This window comes from Shewanella sp. MR-4, from assembly GCF_000014685.1.
Classification (GTDB): Bacteria; Pseudomonadota; Gammaproteobacteria; order Enterobacterales; family Shewanellaceae; genus Shewanella.
Genome location: NC_008321.1, coordinates 1,623,627 through 1,647,890, shown reverse-complemented (window position 1 = coordinate 1,647,890; position 24,264 = coordinate 1,623,627). Strand labels below are relative to the sequence as shown.

At 46.7% G+C, this 24,264-nt stretch carries 17 protein-coding genes; 15 read left to right on the top strand and 2 right to left on the bottom strand.

The genetic code is table 11. From position 1 onward, the window contains the following. Nucleotides 1-217: 217 nt before the first annotated feature. Together SHEWMR4_RS07450 and SHEWMR4_RS07445 are read left to right on the top strand one after the other, a co-directional pair. Nucleotides 218-4,477, top strand: coding sequence for an EAL domain-containing protein (locus SHEWMR4_RS07450; protein WP_041408738.1), 4,260 nt, complete (start codon nucleotides 218-220; stop codon nucleotides 4,475-4,477). A 63-nt stretch (nucleotides 4,478-4,540) separates the two neighbouring features. Next, entirely contained in the window at nucleotides 4,541-5,281 is a 741-nt protein-coding gene (locus SHEWMR4_RS07445; protein WP_011622193.1) for a hypothetical protein, read from the top strand. A 744-nt stretch (nucleotides 5,282-6,025) separates the two neighbouring features. Here SHEWMR4_RS07445 and fadJ read toward each other — a convergent pair. After that, nucleotides 6,026-8,155, bottom strand: a complete 2,130-nt coding sequence (gene fadJ / locus SHEWMR4_RS07430; RefSeq protein WP_011622191.1) for a fatty acid oxidation complex subunit alpha FadJ — start codon at nucleotides 8,153-8,155, stop codon at nucleotides 6,026-6,028. A 5-nt stretch (nucleotides 8,156-8,160) separates the two neighbouring features. Further along, the gene (gene fadI / locus SHEWMR4_RS07425) at nucleotides 8,161-9,471 is read right to left on the bottom strand and encodes an acetyl-CoA C-acyltransferase FadI (RefSeq protein ID WP_011622190.1); all 1,311 of its coding nucleotides are present in this window, start codon (nucleotides 9,469-9,471) and stop codon (nucleotides 8,161-8,163) included. Nucleotides 9,472-9,744: 273 nt separating this feature from the next. Here fadI and SHEWMR4_RS07420 point away from each other — a divergent pair, with 273 nt between their 5' ends. The 13 genes from SHEWMR4_RS07420 to SHEWMR4_RS07360 all read left to right on the top strand — a co-directional run bounded on the left by SHEWMR4_RS07420 (nucleotide 9,745) and on the right by SHEWMR4_RS07360 (nucleotide 24,253). Then, nucleotides 9,745-10,701 (top strand): AAA family ATPase, encoded by a 957-nt coding sequence (locus SHEWMR4_RS07420; RefSeq protein ID WP_011622189.1) that lies wholly within the window; start codon nucleotides 9,745-9,747, stop codon nucleotides 10,699-10,701. Between the two features lie 73 nt (nucleotides 10,702-10,774). Further along, nucleotides 10,775-11,743, top strand: coding sequence for a DUF58 domain-containing protein (locus SHEWMR4_RS07415; RefSeq protein WP_011622188.1), 969 nt, complete (start codon nucleotides 10,775-10,777; stop codon nucleotides 11,741-11,743). Nucleotides 11,744-11,806: 63 nt separating this feature from the next. Continuing rightward, nucleotides 11,807-12,400 carry a DUF4381 domain-containing protein gene (locus tag SHEWMR4_RS07410; protein ID WP_011622187.1) on the top strand — a complete coding sequence of 198 codons (594 nt, stop codon included), beginning with the start codon at nucleotides 11,807-11,809 and terminating at the stop codon, nucleotides 12,398-12,400. Further along, complete coding sequence (locus SHEWMR4_RS07405) at nucleotides 12,394-13,410, top strand: vWA domain-containing protein (RefSeq protein WP_011622186.1); 1,017 nt, start codon at nucleotides 12,394-12,396, stop codon at nucleotides 13,408-13,410. Before SHEWMR4_RS07410 ends, SHEWMR4_RS07405 begins: the two co-directional genes overlap by 7 nt. Beyond that, the gene (locus SHEWMR4_RS07400) at nucleotides 13,410-15,455 is read left to right on the top strand and encodes a vWA domain-containing protein (RefSeq protein ID WP_011622185.1); all 2,046 of its coding nucleotides are present in this window, start codon (nucleotides 13,410-13,412) and stop codon (nucleotides 15,453-15,455) included. The genes SHEWMR4_RS07405 and SHEWMR4_RS07400 overlap by 1 nt, the downstream gene beginning before the upstream one ends. Then, nucleotides 15,449-17,110: a BatD family protein gene (locus SHEWMR4_RS07395; RefSeq protein WP_041408735.1), complete on the top strand. Its 1,662-nt coding sequence runs from the start codon at nucleotides 15,449-15,451 to the stop codon at nucleotides 17,108-17,110. Before SHEWMR4_RS07400 ends, SHEWMR4_RS07395 begins: the two co-directional genes overlap by 7 nt. Nucleotides 17,111-17,190: 80 nt before the next feature. Beyond that, nucleotides 17,191-17,754, top strand: a complete 564-nt coding sequence (locus tag SHEWMR4_RS07390; RefSeq protein WP_011622183.1) for a sigma-70 family RNA polymerase sigma factor — start codon at nucleotides 17,191-17,193, stop codon at nucleotides 17,752-17,754. Beyond that, entirely contained in the window at nucleotides 17,747-18,451 is a 705-nt protein-coding gene (locus tag SHEWMR4_RS07385) for a DUF3379 domain-containing protein (protein WP_011622182.1), read from the top strand. Before SHEWMR4_RS07390 ends, SHEWMR4_RS07385 begins: the two co-directional genes overlap by 8 nt. Before the next feature lie 158 nt (nucleotides 18,452-18,609). Continuing rightward, nucleotides 18,610-20,061: a sodium/proline symporter PutP gene (putP, locus tag SHEWMR4_RS07380; protein ID WP_011622181.1), complete on the top strand. Its 1,452-nt coding sequence runs from the start codon at nucleotides 18,610-18,612 to the stop codon at nucleotides 20,059-20,061. Between the two features lie 340 nt (nucleotides 20,062-20,401). Beyond that, nucleotides 20,402-21,697: an OmpP1/FadL family transporter gene (locus SHEWMR4_RS07375; RefSeq protein ID WP_011622180.1), complete on the top strand. Its 1,296-nt coding sequence runs from the start codon at nucleotides 20,402-20,404 to the stop codon at nucleotides 21,695-21,697. Nucleotides 21,698-21,797: 100 nt separating this feature from the next. After that, nucleotides 21,798-22,184: a VOC family protein gene (locus tag SHEWMR4_RS07370; RefSeq protein WP_011622179.1), complete on the top strand. Its 387-nt coding sequence runs from the start codon at nucleotides 21,798-21,800 to the stop codon at nucleotides 22,182-22,184. A gap of 158 nt (nucleotides 22,185-22,342) precedes the next feature. Next, the gene (locus SHEWMR4_RS07365; protein ID WP_011622178.1) at nucleotides 22,343-23,059 is read left to right on the top strand and encodes an SIMPL domain-containing protein; all 717 of its coding nucleotides are present in this window, start codon (nucleotides 22,343-22,345) and stop codon (nucleotides 23,057-23,059) included. A gap of 180 nt (nucleotides 23,060-23,239) precedes the next feature. Further along, on the top strand, nucleotides 23,240-24,253 hold the full coding sequence (locus SHEWMR4_RS07360; RefSeq protein ID WP_011622177.1) for an efflux RND transporter periplasmic adaptor subunit: 1,014 nt from the start codon (nucleotides 23,240-23,242) through the stop codon (nucleotides 24,251-24,253). The last annotated feature ends 11 nt before the right edge of the window (nucleotides 24,254-24,264 follow it).

Here is a 24,264-nt window from a genome sequence, read left to right as displayed (position 1 = left end):
GTTTTACCTAGTCGTATCTCTTGTCTTTGTATAAAAATTTGATGCAAAACGCGGTCAATCCTCTTGATAGATGAAAAAGGATGCAAAATCCAACGCCATCTATCTGCAATCCAAAGGATTTTTTACATCCTCACTTTTGACAAAAGCAAGTATTTCTGGAAAAGTGATGTAACACAATTGTTTCATGGCATCCTCGGACAATACTAAGAACAACACTATGCCGAAAATACTCTTAAAAATCGTCTTAATCGCTTTTTTTGGCATTCATGCATTAGAAGACGTAAACGCATCTCCATTTTCAAATAAATCACCTATTATTCTCCAGTCACAATCGTTTGGTGTACCAGAAGGGCTTTCCCAAAGTACTGTTACATCGATAGTTCAGGACCATGATGGCTATCTATGGATTGGGACATTTAATGGACTTAACCGCTTTGATGGAAAACACTTCAGACATTTCTATTCAAATGATCCTAGAACAGGTCTTCCTAGTTCTTTTATTAGAAGCTTACTCGTTGATGCTCAAGGTCTATTATATGTTGGAACAGACAACGGCTTAGTTGTTTACGATAAACTTAAAGACTCATTCTCTCCTTATAGTATATCAGCAAAAAACGCCCCTATTTGGAGCCTCAACTCATCTACTAATAGCTTAATCGTTGGCACGAATAATTCAATAATCGATATAAGTAACAAAGAAAAAACATACGAACTCTTAAGTAAAGGACTAGGTGAAATAAAAAAGGTCATCAAAGTAAATGATACTTACTACATAAGAGATTATGCAGGGAAATTATTTTCTTTGACAAATGATGAATTAAAAGAAATAGCAAATCATACTATAGATTTCGATGAAATAAAACAAAGTGAAGTGATAGTATCGCTCAGCAATGGATTATATGAGTATAATGAAAATAAATCACTAAAGATAACTGAAGAATCATTTTCTCAATTCGCAAAGTACGAAAGTACAGTTTACGGTTTTAATGACGGCAAAATAATTAATGTTTCTAATGGAACCACTATCGGTTCTATTCCTTCAGAAAAAGCTGACAAAATATCTTCATTCCTTGCAACTGAGGACATGTTTGTACTAGGAACTATTGATAAGGGATTTATCATTGTAAAAAATGTGAACAACTTAGTACAACAAACTAATTTAGTACAAGACAATGCGTGGCATCTTACAAAAAATACACAGGGTTTCCTTGTATCATCTGAATCTGAAAGAATAGATCTGTTCGATATGGATTTCAACCGAATTAATAGCTTTGATACTCAATCACAAGGCTACAAATATGCAATTCTTAATAAAGATGGATTATATTTTGGAACTCATTCCGGTTTGTTTTTAAAGAACAAAGAAAATCTAGTACTAATTAGTAAAAAATCAATATCATCTTTATCTAGCAGTAAAGATAACTCTATCATAACCGCTGGAACATCAGATGGTAAGGTATTGATAATAAAAAATAAAGAAGTAACCAATATAATTGACACCCAAAAAAATGAGCCTATTTTCGATATTGAATTAGTGACACTGAATGATATTTACATAGCAGGCCAAGGTGGTTTCAAAAAGTATGAGAATGGATTATTACAAAATTTAGGGGAAGAAATAACATATAGCATAGTCGATGGTGATGATGGCATTTACTTTGGAACATCTACATCACTAATGTTTTACAATAGAGAAAACAACAATGTTTCCCAAGTATTTACCAACAAAAAAGAAATTTATTCAATCACAAATAACAATGACTTAGTGATAGCTGCATCATTAGGTGAAGTAGTTATATATGAAAAGAAAAGTAAAAAAATATATACTTTAAATACTGCGAACGGAAGTCAGTATGAATACAATTCGCCGAGCGCAATAGATGTGAATGGTTATGTTCTACTTGCAGGAATAAATGGTGTTAGTATTTTACACCCAAAAAATGTCATAAACTATATTAAAAACAAAGAAATCAACAAAACAGAAATATCTGACTTCCTAGTTTTCAATGTGCCACAAGAAAATGATAGCATTTTCTTTAATAACAAAAATTCAATTATTAATGAAATAACCTTAAAATATTCAGACTACCCATTTTCCTTTAACTTTATTTCACCTCTGTCAGAAGATTCGTCTACTGATTATCATTATAGGATGTATGGCCTTTCTGACACATGGATATCGGCGAATGGAACAAATTCAGCTACATATACAAATTTGTCTCCTGGAAAATATCAGTTTCAAGTATATGCAGTCAATTCTCTTTCCAGTAAACAATCCCCCGTAAAGGAGGTTACTGTCATTATTACTCCTCCATGGTGGTCTTCAACTCAAGCCAAAGTATTTTATTTCATTATTTTAATGCTTTTCTCTCTCTTTATCTTCAAAGCAATCCTACGCAAACGAGAAATCCAACGACAAATTGCATTAAGCGAAGAACGCCTAAAGCTTTCTTTATGGGGAAGTGGCGATGAAATGTGGGACTGGGATATTGAGACCGGCAATATTTTCCGTTCGAATATTTGGGGGGCATTGGAATTTCCGAGGGATGGTCACCGTTCTGGCAACAGTGATGAAGAAAGTAATATTCATCCCATGGATCAAGAACGTGTAAGAGAAGCGCTCAATAAACACTTCTACGGTGAAACCGATCATTTTGAAGCGGCATATAGAGTTAAAGGCAAAGATGATAGTTGGATCTGGATCCTAGACAGAGCGAAAATCGTAGAAAGAGACGACAAAGACAATGCGCTACGGATGACGGGGACAATTAAAAACATCAGCCAGTTCAAGCAAAAGGAAGAACAATTAAAACTGTTCGAAAAAGCCATTGAAAATATTTCCGAAGGTATGTTTATTCTCGACAGTGAATATCGATTTGTTGAGGTGAACGAAGCGTGCTGTAGAATCTCTCAGCGTAATCGAACTGATTTTATTGGTAATCTGCTTACCTTCGATTTATATCCGGAGTCCTTTACTAATCAAATTCGTACCATGTTAAAACAACAAGGTCGTTGGGCCAGCGAAGTTGAAGCTAGCCGTGGTGACAAGAGCCATTTCCATATGGAACTCACCATTGATGCCATTTACGATGAATTAGGTGAGTTATCGCATTACGTTGGGGTATTTTCTGATATATCGAGACGTAAACAGCAAGAAGAAGAGCTTCGTAAACTCACCAACAATGACCTATTAACGGGGCTGCCTAATCGCTCAAACTTGCAAGTCACATTAGGAAACTTGGTTAATAAAGAAATTACCCATGCCTTAATGGTACTCGACCTCGACAATTTTAAGCGTATCAATGACTCATTAGGCCATCAAATTGGTGATCAGTTACTCAAACTCGTTTCCGTCAGAATTAAGTCTGTTGTACCTAAAAACACCAGCATCTATCGCCTAGGTGGCGATGAGTTTGCGATTGTATTAGATAAAACATCTGACATTAGTGCCTGTGCCGCGATTGCAGGACGTGTCATTGAAGCCTTTAAAACCATATTTGAAATCGGCAATGAGCAGCTGGTTTTGGGCGTAAGTATTGGTATTGTTTTCTACCCTGAAGATGAACAGAGTGAGCAAGCACTTCTGAGAAAAGCAGATATTGCCATGTATCATGCTAAATCTGCCGGCGGTAATTGTTACCAATTCTACTCAGAATCCCTTAACCAACATGCGATTAAACAATTAGAAATTGAAAACCTAATTCGTGAAGGATTAAAAGAAGATTTATTTGAGGTGTATTATCAACCCAAAGTCGATCTTAAAAGTGGTCACGTCGCGGGGATGGAAGCCTTAGTCCGTTTAAATCATCCCACCCGTGGACTGGTCCCACCAAATGATTTTATTCCTCTTGCGGAAGAAAATGGTCTCATTATCGAAATCGGTGAAATTGTGCTTAGGAAAGCCTGTTTTGCTGCGCAGAAATGGCGTGAACAAGGGCTATTTAAAGGAAGAGTCGCCGTCAATTTATCGTCACGTCAGTTTGCCCTACCCGATTTACAGCAACGAATTGAAGCTATTTTACGGTTAACACAATTGCCAGCAGCACATCTTGAACTCGAAATCACCGAAGGGACGGTTATTAAGCAGCCAGAAATGGCTATAACCGTTATGCAACAATTAGCGAAGATGGGGGTTAGTCTAGCGTTAGATGACTTCGGTACGGGTTACTCTTCGCTTTCTTACTTAAAACGATTCCCTATTCATACGCTCAAAATCGATAAAGCCTTTGTCGATGATATTGATAAATCTGACCGAGATTTGAAGATGGTCGATTCGATCATCACCATCGCTCACAATATGGGTCTGTCGGTTGTCGGTGAAGGTGTTGAACAAGCCGCACAACTAAATATCCTGCGCGCCCTTAACTGCGAAGAAATACAAGGTTATATCTTTAGCAAAGCGATTAATGAAACCGAATTTACTCAATTGCTGCAAGATGATCGAAGTAAATTCATGCCCCACCACAACATTATTTGATCATTAAATTATCTCTCAACGGTAGTTTGAAACATTGGCACAACATCTGCATTAAGGTGTTCAGTGTCAAAAAATAAAACAGTATCAACTACCCTGAGAGATAAAATGATGAAAGGAATTCTAACTGCTGCAGCATTACTGTCTACCATCGGCTTTGTAACAACTGCCACTGCCATTGAAACAACCCATGAAAATACAGCCTCTCACGAAGTTGTAACATTTGAAGAAAATATTAAAGTTGTTCAAGAAATTGCAGGCCATCCTGCAGTCAAATTCAAATCTGTTGAAGTCGCCGGACATCCCGCAGTCAAATTCAAACCATTTGAAGTAGCCGGACATCCAGCAGTCAAATTCAAACCATTTGAAGTAGCAGGCCATCCCGCAGTCAAATTCAAACCATTTGAAGTCGCAGGCCATCCCGCAGTCAAATTCAAACCATTTGAAGTAGCCGGACATCCAGCTGTGAAATTTAAATCAGTTGAAGTTGCAGGACATCCTGCTGTGAAATTTAAATCAGTTGAAGTTGCAGGACATCCTGCAGTCAAATTCAAACCATTTGAAGTCGCGGGACATCCTGCAGTCAAATTCAAACCATTTGAAGTCGCTGGACATCCTGCTGTCAAATTCAAACCATTTGAAGTCGCTGGACATCCTGCAGTCAAATTCAAACCATTTGAAGTCGCTGGACATCCTGCTGTCAAATTCAAACCAATTGAAGTCGCTGGCCACCCTGCAGTCAAATTCAAATCTGTTGAAGTCGCTGGTCATCCCTGCGTAAAGTTCATTAACTCTGAAGTTGCATAACATTAATCAGGTGAAGGAGAGTGTCTATGTTAAATTCAATCAAAAAAGCACTTGGTTTCACAAAGCCTGTTCGTAAAAAAGTGAAATTACCAGAAGGCTTAAACCACCTTGAAGTGATCCCTGCAAAGGGTTGGTGGAATTAATTCCACCATAAGCGGAAATATGCCGCCCACAAAGCCTAGAGCCATTTTGCTAGCGCTCGGCCTATGCCAATAAAAAAGGAGCTAATGCTCCTTTTTTATTGGTCATATTTAAGAAAAATCATATCTACATTAAGCGATTAGTCTAACGTCAGAAGTCTGGCGCATTCTGCTTAACGCAATACGTTTATGGGAAGAAAAGAGTGGAAACGCTAAGGGACCCAGTATAAATCCCATTACAGCCCAGTAGCTTACCGATAGTCCTGCTCTAAAAGCCGCAACACCAAAACACCAAGAACAACTCACAGACAAGGCGACAACGATATAAAACATGAATCCCACAGCAACCTCTTTATCGGCTAAGTCACGATAGTGCATGTCAAAAAATAGCATTTCACTATGCCAATAGACTCTAGGCGAGGCTATTTATCTGCACTAATCAACATCTACATACTCGGTGTCACGGCACAACAGCCGTAAATAAGGGTGCCATCATACAAGATCCCTTATATAAATGTGAACGTTTTTTAGGCAAAAATTAGCCTAGAGGCAATAAAAAAGCGGCATCGAATTGCCGCTTTTTTGACCACGATATATTTAAGCGTTAGAAGAAACGTGTCTTTTCTGCCGCCATCTCCTTAAGACGTGGACATGGCTCAAATCGGTCGCCGTATTGAGCCTGGTAACGTTCCAGTATCTTGACTAAGTTATCGGCCCCTAGAGTATCGATATAGTGGAATGGGCCACCCAAGAATGGTGGGAAACCAATACCGAAGATAGCGCCAATATCACCATCGCGTGGTGAAGCAATAATGCCGTCATCTAAGCAGCGCACAGCTTCATTGAGCATTTGCACGACACAACGTTCCGCTACCGCGCTCATTTCTTTATCGATACCCGGTTTGATACCTAATACGCCATATACACTTTCATCCACGGCTTTCTTCTTGCTCGGCGCTTTATTGCCAGCAGCATATTGATAGAAACCTTTGCCATTTTTACGGCCTTTTCTATCATCGCTCAGTAACTTATCGAAGGCTGCAGGGGCTTTAAAGCGCTCACCCAGTTCTTTTTCAAGGATTGGAGCGATTTTAGCACCCACATCGATACCCACTTCATCGAGCAGAGTGATAGGGCCAACGGGGAAACCGAACTTCACTAAGGCTTTGTCTAAGTGCTCAATACTCTGCCCTTCCAGCAGCAATTGCGCAGCTTCGTTCATGTAAAGTGCGAGGATACGATTAACATAAAAACCGGCACCGTCTTGTACCACGATTGGCGTTTTACCCTGTTTGCGGGCAAAGGCCACTGTGGTAGCAATCGTCTCAGGAGACGTTTTCGCATGGGCAATCACTTCCACCAACGGCATTTTTTCTACTGGTGAGAAATAATGTAAGCCAATCACATTTTCAGGACGGCTGGCCGCTTGTGCAATTTGGCCAATGGGTAAAGATGAGGTGTTAGATGCAAAAATCGTGTGCTCACCGCATTCACGCTCAATATCTTTAACCATCTGATGTTTAAGCGCTAAATCCTCAAATACGGCTTCAACAACAATATCAGCGTCCTTAACGCCTTTATATTCGGTCGTCGTTGTCATCAGTGCCATTAAATTGTCGCGAACGGCTGGCGTCATATGACGACGTTTAACGCCTTTATCCAATAACTTATAGGCGTAAGAAAGCGCATTGCTTAAGCCCTTTTCGTTAATGTCTTTTACCCTTGCAGGAATTTTAGCCTTAGTCGTCGTGACCGAAGCAATACCACCGCCCATCAAACCGCCACCTAAGATCACGGCTTTTTTGACTTTACGTGGTGTCGCCCCTTCGGCGCCAGTTTCTTTCTTCATCTCTGTGGTGGCAAAGAAAATACTGCGCAGCGCCTCTGATTCTTTCGACACCACCAGCTCTGCAAAATGGCTGGCTTCCACCTCAAGCCCTTTTTGCATTCCCTTAGCCATACCTTGGCGCACGCAATCAATAATTTTTGCCGGCGCAGGATAGTTGCCTTGGGTTTTCTTAGCGACTTGCTTGGCGGCTTGATCGAAAATAATGTTACGACCGAATCCTGTACCTTCGAGTAATTGATTGACCAGCGATTTTTTAACTGGTTTCGCCGTGCGCTTACCCGCGAGCGCCATTTCCACCGCGGTTTGCAGTAAAATCGTCTGTGGCACCACATCGTTAACTAAGCCCATCTTTAACGCTTGTTTCGGACGGATTTGTTTACCAGTCAACATCATATCCAAGGCAGTGGTGATCCCCACTAAACGAGGCAAACGCTGAGTACCGCCGCCACCGGGTAATAAACCGAGTTGCACTTCGGGTACACCCAGCATGGTCTTGCCATCATCACTACACACACGTTGATGGCATGCAAGCGCAAGCTCTAAACCGCCCCCTAAACAAGCGCCATGTATCGCGGCAACCACAGGGATATTCAAGGCTTCTAACTCGTTAAACACCACATGCCCTTGTTGGGATAAGGCTTTAGCATCGCCCGCCGTTTGGCAAGCGTCGAGCATAGAGATATCCGCCCCAGCTACGAAGGAGTCTTTTTTACCCGAAATCAGCACTAGGCCACGGATACTGCTATCGCGTTTAATCTCAGACAGAATCTCACTGATCTCAGGGCCAAATTCTGCCTTGAGGGTATTCATGGTTTCGCCGGGTACGTCCATCGTTAGAATGGCGATACCGTCTTCACGGCGGGTTAAATTAAATGTCTTTTCCATCGCCATTACTCCACTTCCACAATCATTGCAGCCCCTAAGCCACCCGCAGCACAGGCCGTTGCCAGACCCGTTCCGCCGCCACGACGCTTAAGCTCACGGCAAACCTGAGTGATTAAACGTGTACCTGTGGCCGCAAATGGATGACCGTAAGCTAAAGAGCCACCGAGCACGTTAAATTTGCTCATATCGATTTCACCAATGGCACGATTACGCCCTAATTTTTCTTCGGCAAATTTCTTTGAGGCAAACATCTGCATGTTGGCTAAGGTTTGTGCCGCGAAAGCTTCATGCATTTCGATAAGAGTTAAATCTTCTAATTCCATGCCGGCGCGCTTTAATGCCAATGGCGTTGCATAGGATGGCCCCATCAGCATGTCTTGCCAGACATCAATCGCGGTAAATGCGTAGCTCTTAATGTAACCAATAGGTTGATAACCCAAGGCTTTAGCACGGCCTTCGCTCATCAAAATGATCGCCGAGGCGCCATCGGTTAGCGGCGTACTGTTAGCGGCCGTCACGCTGCCATGCTTTTTATCGAAAGCGGGACGCAGTTTAGCGTAAGAGCTTAAATCGGAGTTTTCACGAATGTTATTATCGCGCTCGATAAACTGTTTGTAAGGGGGAACATGGGCCACCATCACTTCGTCACGTAGGTGACCTGAAGCCCAAGTTTCACTCGCCAACGTGTGGGAGCGGTGCGCCAATGCATCTTGGTCGGCGCGGCTGATATTATAGGTCTTGGCCATTTGCTCCGCGGTTTGTCCCATAGACAATCCCGTAGAATACTCGGCAACGGCAGGCGGCACAGGCAGTAAATCTTTAATGCCTAAACGGCGGAAAATTTGTAACTTTTGGCCAAAGCTGCGGGCTTTATTCAGATCGACTAAGGCATGGGCGAGTTTTTTAGACACACCAATAGGTAATACAGAAGAAGAGTCGGCACCGCCGGCAATACCAATCTCGATATTGCCCGTCATGATTGACTCAGCCACATTCACCGCAGATTGAAAACTGGTCGCACAGGCGCGGGTCACACTGTAGGCATCGGTTGACACATCCATGCCCGTTCCTAACACGATTTCACGGGCAATGTTCGGTGCCGCAGGCATTTGTACCACCTGACCGTACACCAACTGCTCAATCAACTTAGGGTCCAGTTCGCTACGGGCCAGCAGTTCGTTAACCACCATTTTGCCCATATCGAGCGCCGACACACCGTGGAATGCGGTCGCCTGTTTCGCAAATGGCGTTCTTAAGCCCGCCACAATGGCGATACGCTCACCCTTTGCGTTAGTTACCTGTTGTCTATCACTCATTTGTCACCCTCTTTATGTGCGCTATCGCTGAGAGATTTCAGGCGGCGCTATCGATTTCCATGTTTGCCCTGCTGTTTGGCACCAAAAAAGCCTAATAACAGGTCTGACCATTAAAGTGTGATCTGATTCTAACTTCTTGTCAGCAAGTTTTAAACACCTGTTTGTTTTTTTAACACTAGCCAAACCCTTAGGGAATTCTTTACCATATTCGTTGTCTATAGCCCACACACGTATTTTCAATCGATATTTTCAACCTAAAAAACGAGTAGCATCATGCCTTTGAGTCGCTTCCACGCATTACGCACTTACCTAAATAAGGTTGTTTTAGGGCAGCCAGTTTTGACCGAAAACCTGCTCATTGCCCTCATTGCCAATGGCCATTTATTAGTAGAAGGCCCACCAGGTCTTGCTAAAACCCGTGCAGTTAAAGCCCTCTGCGATGGTGTGGAAGGGGATTTCCACCGGATCCAATTTACCCCTGACCTACTGCCAGCCGACCTTACGGGTACGGATATCTATCGCTCACAAACTGGTACCTTCGAATTTGAAGCGGGCCCGATTTTCCACAACCTGATCCTCGCCGATGAAATCAACCGCGCCCCAGCTAAAGTGCAGTCGGCGTTATTAGAGGCCATGGCCGAAGGTCAAGTGACCGTGGGTAAAAACAGTTATAAGTTGCCGCCACTCTTCCTCGTGATGGCGACACAAAACCCCTTAGAAAACGAAGGCACTTATCCGCTGCCCGAAGCCCAGCTCGACCGCTTTTTAATGCACCTGAATTTAGATTATCCAAGTGGTGACACTGAAATCGAGATCCTGCGCCAATCCCGCCAAGAAGCACTCACCCATGAGTTGCCGACTGCGGAGCCAATTGCACAGGCCGATATTTTTGCCGCCCGAGATGAAGCGATGGAAATCTATCTCGCCGAACCGCTAGAGAAATACATCGTCGAAATCATTATGGCGACCCGCCAACCCGCGCGTTACAGCGACGAGCTGGCAAAATGGTTAGAGTACGGTGTGAGTCCGCGTGCGACGATTTCGCTGGAGCGCTGCGCCCGTGCCAGAGCTTGGTTACACGAGCGCGATTTTGTCTCTCCCGAAGACATTCAAGCCGTTGCCCCTAATGTGTTAAGACACAGACTGCTGCTGAGTTATCAAGCACAGGCCGAGGGTGTCAGCCGCGACCAAGTGATCAACCATATTTTGACTCAGGTCGCCGTCCCTTAATCTCAGAACATGGTCTGGATACGCGGGCTGATAAATCCTAGGTAACTGAATCGCTTTGTATGAGTAGCTTTGAATGAATAACAGTGTGCTAAACGCATCCCTACACAGTGATGGCAATCCACATGGCTTGCCATTATTTGCCGACGGGCTGCATTTAACCGAGAAAGAACTGCTCGCCTGCCAGACGATTGCGCGGGCTATTCCTGAGCGTCACAGCCGGGCACGTGCCAATATGGCGGGGCATCGCAGCAGTTTAATCAAAGGCCGCGGGATGGAATTTGCCGAAGTGCGCCATTATCAACAGGGCGACGATGTACGCACTATTGATTGGCGCGTGACCGCCCGCACGGGGCAAACCCATACTAAGTTATTTATTGAAGAACGCGAGCGCCCTATTCTGCTGCTGCTCGATTTAAGCCAGAGCCTGTATTTTGGCTCGAGTTTGCTGCTGCAGTCGGTACAAGCGGGGCATTTAGCGACCACGCTAGGTTGGAATGCCATCAATCACGGTGACAGACTCGGTGCCTTAATCGCCTGCGAGTCGGAGCATCTGGAGCTAAAACCCCGCAGTCGCCGCCAAGGGATATTGCAGCTCATTTCAGGCCTGCGCCGAGTGCACGAGCAACAACTCAATCAGCTCGGCAGTCATCCACGGGATCCAGACCATATCCTGCGCGCCTGCCAGCGCTTGCAACGGATCGCGAAACCGGGCTCATTGATTTGGATCATCACAGATGGCAGCCATTTTACGCCGCAATGTATCGCGCCGCTGACAGAACTTAAACGCCATTGTGATATTGGCGCTTATCTGGTGACCGACCCTCTAAGGCAGGGCAACCTCAACTTACCCAAGCAGTTTAGTTTGCCTGTTCGCGAAGGGGACCAAGATTTAGTGCTGACTCGCGACAGTTATCAAGCATGGCTTGGGCAGCAGCAACAGCAGCAAAATGACTTTATCGCCATGATGCAAAAACTGAAGGTGCGCCCCCAATTTATCGACGCGGGTTTACCCCTCGCACAGCAATTAGCCTTACTGCAATAACGGCACGGCAAATAAGTGAGTAATAGTAGACAGTGCAACATAAAGCATAAGTGAGTCCAAAGCGTGAACCCACAAACTCTAAATCCAGCCTTGGATAAGGCTGCCACGCCAAATCCCGCTTTGGCGGATTTACAAGATATTATTCTCCCCGACCCGATTGGGGCTTGGCCATGGGCCATAGGTTATTGGTTAGCACTCGCTATCCTGTTGGTTTTGTTGATTGCCGCAATTCTTTGGCTCAAAAAACGTGCCGCCTACTTAGCGCCTAAAAAAGCCGCCCAAGGTTTATTTGCAGCACTAGATCCTCATTCGAGCCAGTATCCCTCTGACGTGAATCAGCTGTTAAAGCGCACCGCCTTAAGTTATTTGCCAAGGGAAGTGATAGCCAAACTCGACGGCCCCGTGTGGGCAAACTGGTTAGATAGCCATTTGCCTGCAAAGCAGCGCGGCCGCATTGGGCCATTATTGGATAAACGCCACCAAGTGAAACCACTCAGCGCCGAGGAGGCCCTTGAGTTACAGGCCCTCGCCCGCAGCTGGTTTGCCTCTAAAGCCAAATTAAGCGCACCGATAATGCACACTGCTGCAAGCCAAAACCCGACTTCGTCGGCAGCATTAACACCGGCTCCAGCAAAGCCTGCGGAGGAGCAATGTTAACAGTCGCATGGCCTTTGGCATTGATTCTACTGCCTTTACCTTTTATTTTTTGGCGTCGTCAAACGGTGCAAGCCGAAGGTGGTCGCCTGCAATTGCCCGGCATTAGTCAAACGGGCAAGGCCAATATCAGTAGCCACAGCCGACAAAGCCGCAAGCGTTATTGGTTGATGTGGAGCTTGTTAGTGCTTGCTATCGCCCGCCCACAATGGCTTGGCGATCCAATTGAACTGCCAAGCCAAGGGCGGGATCTGATGCTGGCGGTGGACTTATCCGGCAGTATGCAAATTGAAGATATGGTGATTAACGGTAAAGTCGTCGACCGTTTTACCTTGATCCAACACGTGGTCAGTGAGTTTATAGAGCGTCGCAAAGGCGATCGTATCGGTTTGATTCTATTTGCCGATCACGCTTATCTACAAGCGCCACTCACCCAAGATAGACGCTCTGTCGCTCAGTTTTTAAAGGAGGCGCAGATTGGCCTTGTCGGTAAGCAAACGGCGATTGGCGAGTCGATTGCGCTCGCGGTCAAGCGCTTCGATAAAATGGATGAGAGTAACAGAGTCTTGATTTTATTGACTGACGGTTCAAATAACGCCGGTAATATCGATCCTGATCAAGCGGCCCAAATCGCCGCTAATCGCAAAGTGACGATTTATACCGTGGGCGTGGGTGCCGATGTCATGGAAAGACGCACCCTGTTTGGTCGTGAGCGCGTCAATCCGTCGATGGATCTCGATGAAAACCAACTCAAGCATATTGCCGAAGTGACCCATGGCCGCTATTTCCGCGCCCGTAACAGCCAAGAGCTGGAACAGATTTATCAAGAAATTGACAAACTGGAACCCGTGAGTCGCGATCAACTCAGCTATCGTCCTCAAGCGGAGCTATTCTATTGGCCGCTCGCACTCGCGCTGCTCACCAGCATTTGGATAGCCTTAGGCCAATTAGCGCTGTTTTCGCGGACTAAAAACCCTGTTCCATCAGCAACACCACGGGGGGATGTTCGTTAATGAGCCTGCATTTTATTCGTCCAGAATGGTTACTCGCCCTGTTGCCACTCGCCATCATCCTGTGGGCGCTATGGCGCCAACACCAGAGTAACAGTGCTTGGAATCGCTATATTGCGCCGCACTTGGCCAAAATATTGGTCACAGAGGGCACGCAAAAATCCCGTCGACCATTGCATATCTTGGCTTTCACTTGGGTGATTGCCACCTTAGCCTTAGCGGGCCCCGCCCTCAATAAGCAAACCTTGCCGGTTTTTGCCGCCGAGCAAGGCCGAGTGTTGGTGATGGATATGTCTGTCTCCATGTTTGCCACCGATCTGGCGCCCAACCGCTTAACCCAAACCAAGTTTCGGGCGACGGATTTGCTCCGCGGCTTAAAAGAAGGCGAAACCGGCCTGATTGCCTTCGCTGGCGATGCCTTTACCATAAGCCCGCTCACCCGAGACACGGGCACGCTGCTTAATTTATTACCCACGTTAAGCCCTGACATTATGCCCGTGTTGGGCTCAAACCTAGCGGCCGCGCTAACCCAAGCTAAAAATCTACTGGCACAGGGCGGGCATCTACGGGGCGATATTATTGTGATGACAGATGGCATCACCCCGAGGCAATTCGATGAGGCTAACTCTGCCTTAGCCGGTAGCCAATATCGCCTCGCGATCATGGGATTTGGTAGCCCCCAAGGCGCGCCCATCCGCTTACCCGATGGCCAATTACAGCGTGACAGCAGCAATGAAGTCGTTGTCGCCAAAACCGACTTTGGCTTACTGCAAAAATTAGCCGATAACCATAATGGCATCATGATCCCCAATCGTGCCGATGGTCAGGATTTAGCACAGTTGCAACATTGGTTGAGTGACAGTGGCGATGCCAAAGCCACGGATCTCGATGGAGAAACCTGGCAAGATCTCGGCCCTTACCTCGCCTTACTCTTACTCATCCCTGCCCTGCTGAGCTTTAGGCAAGGCATGCTCGCTAACTGGCTGCTGATGGGATTGGGCGGTCTATTGCTCAGCGCTGCGCCGCAAAGCGCCCATGCCAGCGCATGGGACTCACTCTGGCACACCCAAGAGCAACAGGCGATGCAGGCCTATCAAGCTGAGGATTACGCCAATGCCGCACAAAAATTCGAGACGCCCCAATGGCAAGGCGCGGCGCAGTACAAGGCGGGCGAGTACGAACAGGCGCTAAAAAGCTTTGAGCAAGATAGCTCTGCCAATGGCCTTTACAACCAAGGCAACGCGCTGATGCAACTCGGTAAACCCGACAAAGCCAAGGAGCGTTATCAGGCCGCACTCGACAAGCAGCCCGAGTTTCCACAGGCCAAGGCCAACCTTGAGTTAGCAGAGAAATTGCTGAACCAGCAGCAGTCGCAGCAAAATGCTGACAATCAAGATAAACAGTCTCAAGGCGATCAAAACCAACAGGGACAGGACCAGAACGATCAGCAGCAGGGAGATCAACAATCCTCGCAAAACGACCAAGCTCAAGATCAGTCTCAAGAGCAGCAGTCCCAACAGCAAAATAATTCTGATCAAGCGGACAAAAAACCATCGCAGGAGCAAAGTACCTCATCAGAGCAGAATGATCCTGAGCAAGGCGCGCAGGATAAACAGCAAGCGAGTGATGAAAACGCCAAGCAAGATCAGCAAGATGCACAGCAGGAACAACAGCAGGCCGAGCAACAAGCCAATCAGCAAAACGGCGCCGATAACAATGCTGAAGATAAAGAAGATCCAGCCAGCAACGAGGCAAAAATGCAGGCAAAGGTCGAGGATGATAAGTCCAAAGCCAAGCAAGAACAGCAACAGGCCGTAGCGCAAAAAGCGGATAAAGAGAAACAGGCGCAGGCGGATAAAAAACCAGATACCGCTGTTGAGTCTGTTGAAGCGCCGCCGAGTAACAGCGAGCCTTTACCCGCGGAGATGCAGCGAGCACTGCGGGGCGTGAGTGAAGATCCACAGGTGTTACTGCGTAACAAGATGCAACTCGAATATCAAAAACGCCGTCAAAATGGCCAAATATCAAGGGATAACGAACAGTGGTGATCAGACAATTTTTTATCCTCCTCACGCTTTGCATCGCGGTCATTCAACCCGCCTTTGCCCTGAGCAAACTCGAGGCGTCGGTCGATCGCAATCCGGTGATGGAGGGAGAGTACTTTGTGCTCAATGTCAGTGCCGACGATGAGGTCGACACGGGTAAACTCGATACCTCCATCCTGCTCAAGGATTTTATCGTGGGTCGCACCAGCGTGAGTCGCAGCACCCAGATAATGAACTTCGATGCGGTCAAAGAGACCCGCTGGCAAGTGCTGCTTGCCCCAAAGCAAAAGGGCCAACTGACCATTCCATCCTTTAGCATTGATGGCGTTAGCTCCGCCGAAATTCCCCTCAAGGTAGTCGAAGCGGGCGCACAACCTGAGCAGGCCAAGAATCTGTTTATCGATGCCAAAGTCTCGACCGATGAGGCCTACGTCGGCCAGCTTATTACCTATAAAGTGAAGCTTTATCTTGCGGTCGAACTGCAACGCGGCGTGCTCAATGCCCCGGTTATCGAAGGCGCGCAGATTAAGCAAATTGGAGAAGACAAAGACGGCTCAGAGATCATCGAAAGCCGTCGTTATCGCGTGATTGAGCGCACCTATGGCATCATTCCCGACTTACCCGGCCAAGTGAACATCAAAGGCGCGACCTTTTCTGGCGATGTATTAGTGGAATCCCAACGCCGTGGCGGCATGTTTGGCTTTAACGAGAGTCGCCCAATGCAGGCTGGCGCGCCCTCCTTAAGCATCCAAGTCGAACCTGCGCCAACGAGCTTCCAAGGCCAATGGCTTGTGGCCGATTTAGTGGCCTTAAAAGAAAGTTTTCCTGAGGATGTAAAAGAGTTTACCGTCGGTAGTCCCATCACCCGCACGCTCACCTTATTGGCCTCCAATGCCGATGAGAATAGCCTGCCGGATATCGCGCAAAACCTGCCGCCTGAGCTCAAATCCTATCCCGAAAAACCCCAGCGCCAGAGCTTTGTGCGCGACGCGCAGATAGTGTCACAGTACAGCATTACCTCGGCCATAGTCCCCAGTAAGGCGGGCACTTTTACCTTACCCGAAGTGAAAGTACCTTGGTGGAATCCGCATCTTAAACGCCAAGAAATGGCGACCCTGCCCGCCCGCACCATTCAAGTAAAAGGTGGCGCCGTGGTCGACACGCCCATCGAACCCAACTGGCAGGCAAATACCAGTACTAACAGTGAAAGTCATTGGAACGCTAATCTGTTCGCCCTGCTGTGGCTGGTGACATTAGTTGCTTGGGCCGTCACTTTTGTCGCTTGGCGACGTGCGCTGAAACGCCAATCAACAGTCAATACACAAGTCACTGCGCAACCGCTCGTTCTTCGCAATGGCCTTAAGGGATTAGAGCAAGCCTGCGCTAAAGGCAATGTCAGTGATATTTTGCAGCAATTGCAGCAATACTATAGTGAACAGGCCGCTCGCCCAATGACGCTCGATAAAATTGCCGCGCAGTCGAGCGAGTTAGCAGAGGCGATTCGTCAGTTGCAAGCCTTAGCCTACGGTGGTAAAGCCAATAGCGATACCCAACTGGCTGTCGCGGTAAAAGCATTGTTAAGCGCGGTAAAAAACGGCAATCTAAAATCCATGGCGCAGCAATCCACGCCATTACGCCCGCTAAATCCAAACGGCTAACCCTAAACGGCGCCACTGCTTTCTCGCATGAATAAGGTGTAATCTTTTGAATCGTAAAATAAAAAGAAAATATCGAAAAAATGTTTGCTAACTGGCGAAAGAAATCCGTCGAGCCTGCGGTCTCTTCTGACATGCTGAGCAAACAACGACGATACAACAGCCTAGTCAAGGCGCTGCACGCCGATATCTTCCGTTATGCCTTTTGGTTATGCGGCGATAAGCAGGTGGCAGAAGACATCACCCAAGAAACCTTCTTGCGGGCATGGCGCTCTTTAGATTCCCTACAGGATGATAAAGCGGCGAAGGCTTGGCTGATCACGATTCTGAGGCGCGAAAATGCCCGTCGATTCGAGCGCAAACAATTTGATTACGCCGATATCGAACAAGACAGCTTAGAAGATCACATTGCCTCCAGCACGGAAGAGCAAACCGAGCAGTACTGGTTAAGGCGACAAATCGCTAAGCTGGATATTGAATATCGGGAGCCCCTATTGCTGCAGTTAATCGGTGGCTTTAGCGGTGATGAAATTGCCCAGCTCTTGGACTTAAACCGCAACACTGTCATGACGCGCTTATTTCGGGCGAGGAACCAATTGAAAGAACTACTTGAGAAAACCGATGTGAGAGGTCAATCCAATGGATGAGCTTAAATTTAGGCGCCAAGCTTATGAAGATCCTCATAATCAAGATCCCGAGTTTGTTGCGCAAATGCAGGAAAGCGCAGAAAACCAAGCATTTGTCGCAGAGCTTAAGGGCCTCGATGCCAAAATCACTCATGCGTTAAAAGTGGATGTGCCAGAGGACTTGGCCGACAAACTTATTCTGCGCCAACAATTGCAGCAGCACCATAAACAGCGCCGTCAAACGGGCTTTTTAGTCGCCATGGCCGCGTCGATTGCCTTTATTGTGGGGATCAGTTTCAGTTTATTGCGCTTAGGCCCAGTGGATTTAGCCGAGCATGCCTTAGCCCATGTTTACCATGAAGGCGTAGCCTTGCAGGTGGACCAAAATGTCAACTTTAGCCAAGTAAATGCGCAATTAGCCTCGATGAATAATCTAGGAAACGCTAAATTTACTGAGCAACCAGGTAAGGTCTACTACACCTCTTACTGTGATTTTCAAGGGGTTAAGAGTCTGCACTTAGTGCTGCAAGCTGAAAAAGGTAAAGTGACTCTGTTTATTGTGCCCATCGAAAAACGCATGGTGCTGGATAACACCTTTGCCGATGGTAAATATCAGGGCATGGGCTTTGAGGCCGCTGATGCATACATTTTGCTTGTGGGTGAAGATCAGACAGACCTTAGCTTTGTAAAAGACGAAATCAAGAACACCTTTATCTAACCTATTAATAGTAAATCCTTTCTTTTAACGACCTCCGATCTTTTATCATGCTCGGAGGTCGGATTTCGATCACATCTTTATCTACTAATGGGTTCTTGCTCAAACATCTGGTAGCATGCTTGCCACTTTGAATAATAACAAGATGGGATAAAGACAATATGACGATTGAAACCCCGATTTTAATCACATTTGTTGGCTATTTAGTATTGATGATGGGCATAGGATTTTGGGCTTACCGTGCCACCGATACTGTTGATGATTATATTTTAGGCGGCCGTAAAATGGGTCCCGCCGTCACCGCGCTTAGCGTGGGCGCCTCCGATATGTCAGGCTGGTTGCTCTTAGGCTTACCTGGCGCCGTTTACTTAGGCGGCTTAGGCGAAGCATGGATTGGGATTGGCTTAGTGGTCGGCGCTTGGTTGAACTGGTTGTTTGTGGCTAAACGCCTGCGCATTTATACCCAATTAGCAGACAACGCCCTCACCCTGCCCGACTTCTTCGAGAAACGTTTTCACGATAAACAGGGTTACCTCAAGCTTGTCTCTGCGGTCACAATTCTGGTATTTTTCACCTTCTATGCTTCCTCTGGCATGGTGGGCGGCGCCATTCTGTTCGAAAAAGTCTTCGGCCTCGATTATAACGTTGCCTTAGTGATTGGCTCGGCCATCATTGTGGGTTACACCTTTATTGGCGGTTTTTTTGCCGTGAGTTGGACCGACTTCTTCCAAGGCTGTTTAATGCTAATAGCCCTGCTGATCATCCCCTTTGCGGTGTTCTCGCACCCAGAGAGCCATGAGGGAATTGAGTCTATCGACCCAGCCATGTTGGCACTGATCAGTGACAAAACCACAGTGATTGGCTTGTTATCACTGCTCGCATGGGGGCTCGGTTATTTCGGTCAGCCCCATATTTTGTCGCGCTTTATGGCCATTGGCAGCGCCGATGCACTGCCGCTGTCACGCCGTATCGCCATGAGCTGGATGATGTTATCTCTCATCGGCGCGTTAGCCACAGGCTTAGCGGGTTCACTGTATTTTGCCAATCAACCCTTGGCCAATGCCGAAACCGTGTTTATTCATTTAGCCCAAGCCGCCTTCAATCCTTGGATTGGCGGATTACTGATCGCCGCGATTCTGTCGGCCATTATGAGTACCATTGATTCGCAGTTGTTGGTGTGTTCGAGCGTGATCACCGAGGACTTTTACCGCAAGTGGTTGCGCCCTCAAGCCGACGATCGCGAACTGATGATGGTAGGTCGTATGGGCGTGCTGGCCATTGCCGTGATCGCAGGGATCATTGCCCTGAATCCTGAAAGCAGTGTATTAAGCTTAGTCAGTTATGCGTGGGCAGGTTTTGGTGCCGCCTTTGGCCCTGTCGTACTGCTATCACTCTTCTGGAAGCAATACAGCCGTAACGGTGCAATTGCTACTATTATTGTCGGCGCATTAACCGTGGTGATATGGAAGCAGCTCACAGGTGGCATTTTCGACCTATACGAAATCTTACCTGGATTTGTGTTTGCAATTATTGCCGGTGTCATCGTCAGTAAAATGTCACGCCCTGCCGAAGCCATTACCGCAGAATTTGAGCAATTTAAATCCGCGTTATAACAGATAATTTTCTGTCCCTAATTGTAAAAAGCGTACATGTGTACGCTTTTTACAAATTGTTTAAATTTATTAACTTTCTTCTCGTTACAAAGCATTAACCTCAATTAAAACTTCCCTCCCCAATAAAAACCAAAGATACCAAGCATCTGGCCAGACCATTCGTTCATACTAAAGTACGACCCCGTTTTAATTAACTGTTAATTAACAAATTTCAAATCTGGTCGGACTTGTTGAGGTTACGCACAGTCCCTACCATGCCGGAGATTATAAAAGGATTTGCGCCTTGTTCTGGCAACTAGGACCGAACAAAATCCAATACCAAAATAATGAGAGAATAATAATGAAATCATTCAACAAGACACTGCTTGCCGTTGCCGTTGCATTGGCGAGCTCACAAACATTTGCATCGGGTTTCCAATTAAACAGCCAATCAGCCACAGGTATGGGCCGTGCTTTTGCCGGTGACGCAGTCATCGCCGATAACGCTTCAGTGTTATCTCGTAACCCAGCAGCTATGGCATTATTCGATAAAGATGCAATATCTTTCGGCTTAACCTATGCCGACATTACTGTTGACGTTAAAGACGTTAACTTTGGCGGTGGCGCCTATGACTTAGGCAGCATCGACGATGCGGGTAGCTCTAAAGTTATCCCAAACATTTTCTACATTCACCCAATCGACGATAAATTCGCCGTGGGTTTTGCCGCATTCTCTAACTTCGGTACTGGTACCGATGCCAGCTCACTTTCGAAGAATTTGCCAGCAGGCTCACCAGCGCCTTTCGACCTACTGGGTGAAACTGAAGTCACTACCGTTAACTTCAACGCCAGCGTGTCATACCGCATTAACGATATGTTCAGTATCGGCGCGGGTGTGGACGCAATCTACGGTGAAGGTCGTTTAACCCGTAATATGGGCACAACGCCTCTGGTTGACGTAGACGCTGACGGTTGGGCATTCGGTGGTATCGTAGGTGCTACTATTGAGTTAGATAAAGACAACCGTTTTGGTATCAGCTACCGTTTCAGCCCAACAGTCAATGTTGAAGGCGATATCAATACTGTCTCGATGACAACCATTCCTGGTGTAGGTGCAGTACCAGTTACGACCAATTTTGATAGTTTAGATGTACCGTTAGCGGATATTTTCCAAGTTGCCGGTTTCCATCAAATCACCCCTAAATTTGCACTGCACTACACTGCCCAGCACACCCAGTGGGGTAACTTTGATCAAATCACCGCGAAAGACGGCACAGCAACAATTGCCGCTGTGGGTGTGACTAAGCCTGTAGGTGATGTAGCCCTGAAAGAATACCAATGGAAAGATTCATGGTTATTCAGCCTGGGTGGTACTTACACCATCAACGAACAATTCACCGTTCGTGCTGGTTACATGCATGACCAAGGCGTTGTGGACGAAATCAGCTCGATTTCATTCCCAGACTCTGACCGTAACTGGTACACAGCAGGTATGAGCTACCACATCAACCCACAAAACACCGTTGACTTCGGTATCGCTTACATTAAAGGTGAAGAAGTTCACCTGATCGAAAACAGCGCACTAACAGGCCCTGTGAACGCGGTAACTGAATCAAGCGGTATGTACTACTCAGTACAATACAGCTACCAGTTCTAAGCTGTGTCGAACTCAAAAAAGCCGCATTTTTGCGGCTTTTTTGTATCTTGCGTATTTATTGCCTAAAGTTAATCCATCCCCCACTTACACTGTCACCCTTATGGCAAAAGTCATTGGACTCGGTGGTATTTTCTTTAAAAGTACTGATCCCATCGCGTTAGCCACTTGGTATCAAACCCATCTGCAAATACCAATTGAAAACTGGGGCGGCGCAGCCTTTTATCACAACGATAAACCGACGCCCGGTTACCATGTGTGGACCCCCTTCGACCATAACACCAGTTATTTTGCCCCGACCGACAAAAGCTTTATGTTCAATTTTATTGTTGACGATCTGGAGCAGGCTCTGCTTCAAATCACTCAGGGCGGCGGCAAACAGGTTGGAGATATCGAAGACTCAGAATTTGGCCGCTTCGGTTGGTTTATCGACCCCGATGGCAATAAAGTCGAATTATGGCAGCCAAGTCCGATCCCTCCCGTAAACTAAGCGATTAAGTTATAAGCCGCTTTTGCTGCAACACAGCGCGAATCCTGAATAGCGGCTGAGCATTTTCAATAAAGCCCAAAGCTTTACTCATTTGCCTATGCCCAAAGTCAGATAATTGCAGTAAGGTAGCTTCAACAATCCCATCGAGTGAGTATGTTATGCAACGCAATTATCTACTTCCCGCCCTCGTGCTTGGCGGTTTCTTATGTGCAGGCATGGTCTATGTAGGACAAAGCGCCAGCTCGGCGCTGCTAGAGATGAAAGCCCTAGAGCGCACAGTTACAGTTAAAGGGCTGGCCGAAAAGGAAGTGAAAGCCAATATCGCCATCTGGCCGATTAACTTCACCGAAGTCGACAATAACCTGCCTAAGCTCTACGACACAGTGCAGCAAAAAACCGACAGAGTGGTCGCCTACCTCAAGGAACAGGGTTTTAGCGATAGCGAAATTACAGTCTCGCTGCCGACAATAGAAGACAGACAGGCTCAAGGCTACGTTGACCCGAATGTGCGCTATCGTTACTCGGCAAAGGTGAATCTTTCTGTCTATACCCCACAAATTGATTTAATGCTCAGCACGCGTAAGCAAATGATAAATCTAGTTAAAGAAGGCATCGCCATCGGTAGCCAAGATTATGAAAACCGCACTGAGTTTTTATTTACGGCACTCAATGATGTGAAACCGACCATGGTGCAGGAAGCAACGCAAAATGCGCGGGAAGTGGCCGAAAAGTTTGCCAAGGACTCACAATCGCGTCTGGGTAAGATTAAGAGTGCCAGCCAAGGTCAGTTTACGATTTCCGATCGTGACAGCAGCACGCCTTACATAAAACAAATTCGCATTGTGTCTACGCTGACCTACTATTTAAACGATTGATCTTTAAAGCTGGACAAGGACCAGAGTGATGATATGGCGATTGATGTAAGGGAAGATTCATTCGCCGTTTCCCTATATTAGCGAAATCGATTACATTAAATTTTTCTAATAAATATTGATTGCCTAATCAAAACAACTCCATTAGAATTTACTCATGAATTATTTTTGGGATGATTTGGTATGGCTGCAATCTCACGTACTCTATTCACATTATTCGTTTTTTCCCCCTTTGCCACCCAGGCTGCGCCCTTGGCGACCCTCGAGGTAATGAGCAAACCGTACGCGAATTGGGTGACCTTAGACGCCAGTATCGAGGCCGTCAAAGCGGCTACCGTCTCGGCGCAAACCTCAGGGCGTATCGTTAAGCTCAACTACGATGTTAATGATGTCGTGCCAGAAGGCGCGGCGTTACTCGAGATCACCAGTAAAGAGCAAGGCGCGGAACTTGCAAGCTATGAGGCCGATCTCGCCAAAGCCACAGCCCTGAATGTGGAGGCGCAGGCCCAATACAAACGCTATAAAGAACTCTTTCCTCAAGGCGCGATTTCAAAAGGCGCCATGGATGAAGCGACCGCCAATGCCAAGGCCGCCGAGCAAGCCGTGAGTGCCGCCAAAGCTAGGGTCATCAAAGCCAGCGAATCCCTCAAATACACTGTAGTATCGGCGCCATTTAGCGGGATTGTCACCGAGCGTTTAGTCGAATTAGGCGAAACCGTCAGTGTCGGTCAACCGCTACTGTCCGGGTTTTCGCCGAGCCAAATGCGCGCTATTACCCAAGTGCCACAGCGCTATATTCAGCAACTGAAAAACGCGCCTGAGTTTATGGTGCGCTTAAGTGACGGCCGTGAACTCACCTCCAAGGATCTCACCATCTTTAGCTTTGCCGATCCTGTGAGTCATAGCTATCAAGTGCGGATTAACCTGCCAAAGGATGAACCCAACCTGCAACCTGGAACCTGGGCCAAGGCGCTGTTTAAAAATGGCGAGCGGGAAAAGATCCAACTGCCGACCTCGGCGCTTATCACCATGAATGAACTCAGCAGTGTCTACCTGAAAAAAGGCGAGCAATTCGTGCTCACCCAGGTGCGCGTCTCTGAGCCTGTCGATGGTGAAGTGGAAGTGCTCGCAGGGCTGAGAACCGGTGATATTGTCGCCGTGGATGCTTACCAAGTGTTGCTTGAACAAAAGCAATAAATTCCCTAGCG

Bases quoted from the DNA above. Each gene is read 5' to 3' on its own strand.
- SHEWMR4_RS07450 (WP_041408738.1), top strand. From the start codon at position 218: ATGCCGAAAATACTCTTAAAAATCGTCTTAATCGCTTTTTTTGGCATT.
- fadJ (WP_011622191.1), bottom strand. From the start codon at position 8,155: ATGGAAAAGACATTTAATTTAACCCGCCGTGAAGACGGTATCGCCATT.
- fadI (WP_011622190.1), bottom strand. From the start codon at position 9,471: ATGAGTGATAGACAACAGGTAACTAACGCAAAGGGTGAGCGTATCGCC.
- SHEWMR4_RS07420 (WP_011622189.1), top strand. From the start codon at position 9,745: ATGCCTTTGAGTCGCTTCCACGCATTACGCACTTACCTAAATAAGGTT.
- SHEWMR4_RS07415 (WP_011622188.1), top strand. From the start codon at position 10,775: ATGAATAACAGTGTGCTAAACGCATCCCTACACAGTGATGGCAATCCA.
- SHEWMR4_RS07405 (WP_011622186.1), top strand. From the start codon at position 12,394: ATGTTAACAGTCGCATGGCCTTTGGCATTGATTCTACTGCCTTTACCT.
- SHEWMR4_RS07400 (WP_011622185.1), top strand. From the start codon at position 13,410: ATGAGCCTGCATTTTATTCGTCCAGAATGGTTACTCGCCCTGTTGCCA.
- SHEWMR4_RS07390 (WP_011622183.1), top strand. From the start codon at position 17,191: ATGTTTGCTAACTGGCGAAAGAAATCCGTCGAGCCTGCGGTCTCTTCT.
- SHEWMR4_RS07385 (WP_011622182.1), top strand. From the start codon at position 17,747: ATGGATGAGCTTAAATTTAGGCGCCAAGCTTATGAAGATCCTCATAAT.
- putP (WP_011622181.1), top strand. From the start codon at position 18,610: ATGACGATTGAAACCCCGATTTTAATCACATTTGTTGGCTATTTAGTA.
- SHEWMR4_RS07375 (WP_011622180.1), top strand. From the start codon at position 20,402: ATGAAATCATTCAACAAGACACTGCTTGCCGTTGCCGTTGCATTGGCG.
- SHEWMR4_RS07370 (WP_011622179.1), top strand. From the start codon at position 21,798: ATGGCAAAAGTCATTGGACTCGGTGGTATTTTCTTTAAAAGTACTGAT.
- SHEWMR4_RS07365 (WP_011622178.1), top strand. From the start codon at position 22,343: ATGCAACGCAATTATCTACTTCCCGCCCTCGTGCTTGGCGGTTTCTTA.
- SHEWMR4_RS07360 (WP_011622177.1), top strand. From the start codon at position 23,240: ATGGCTGCAATCTCACGTACTCTATTCACATTATTCGTTTTTTCCCCC.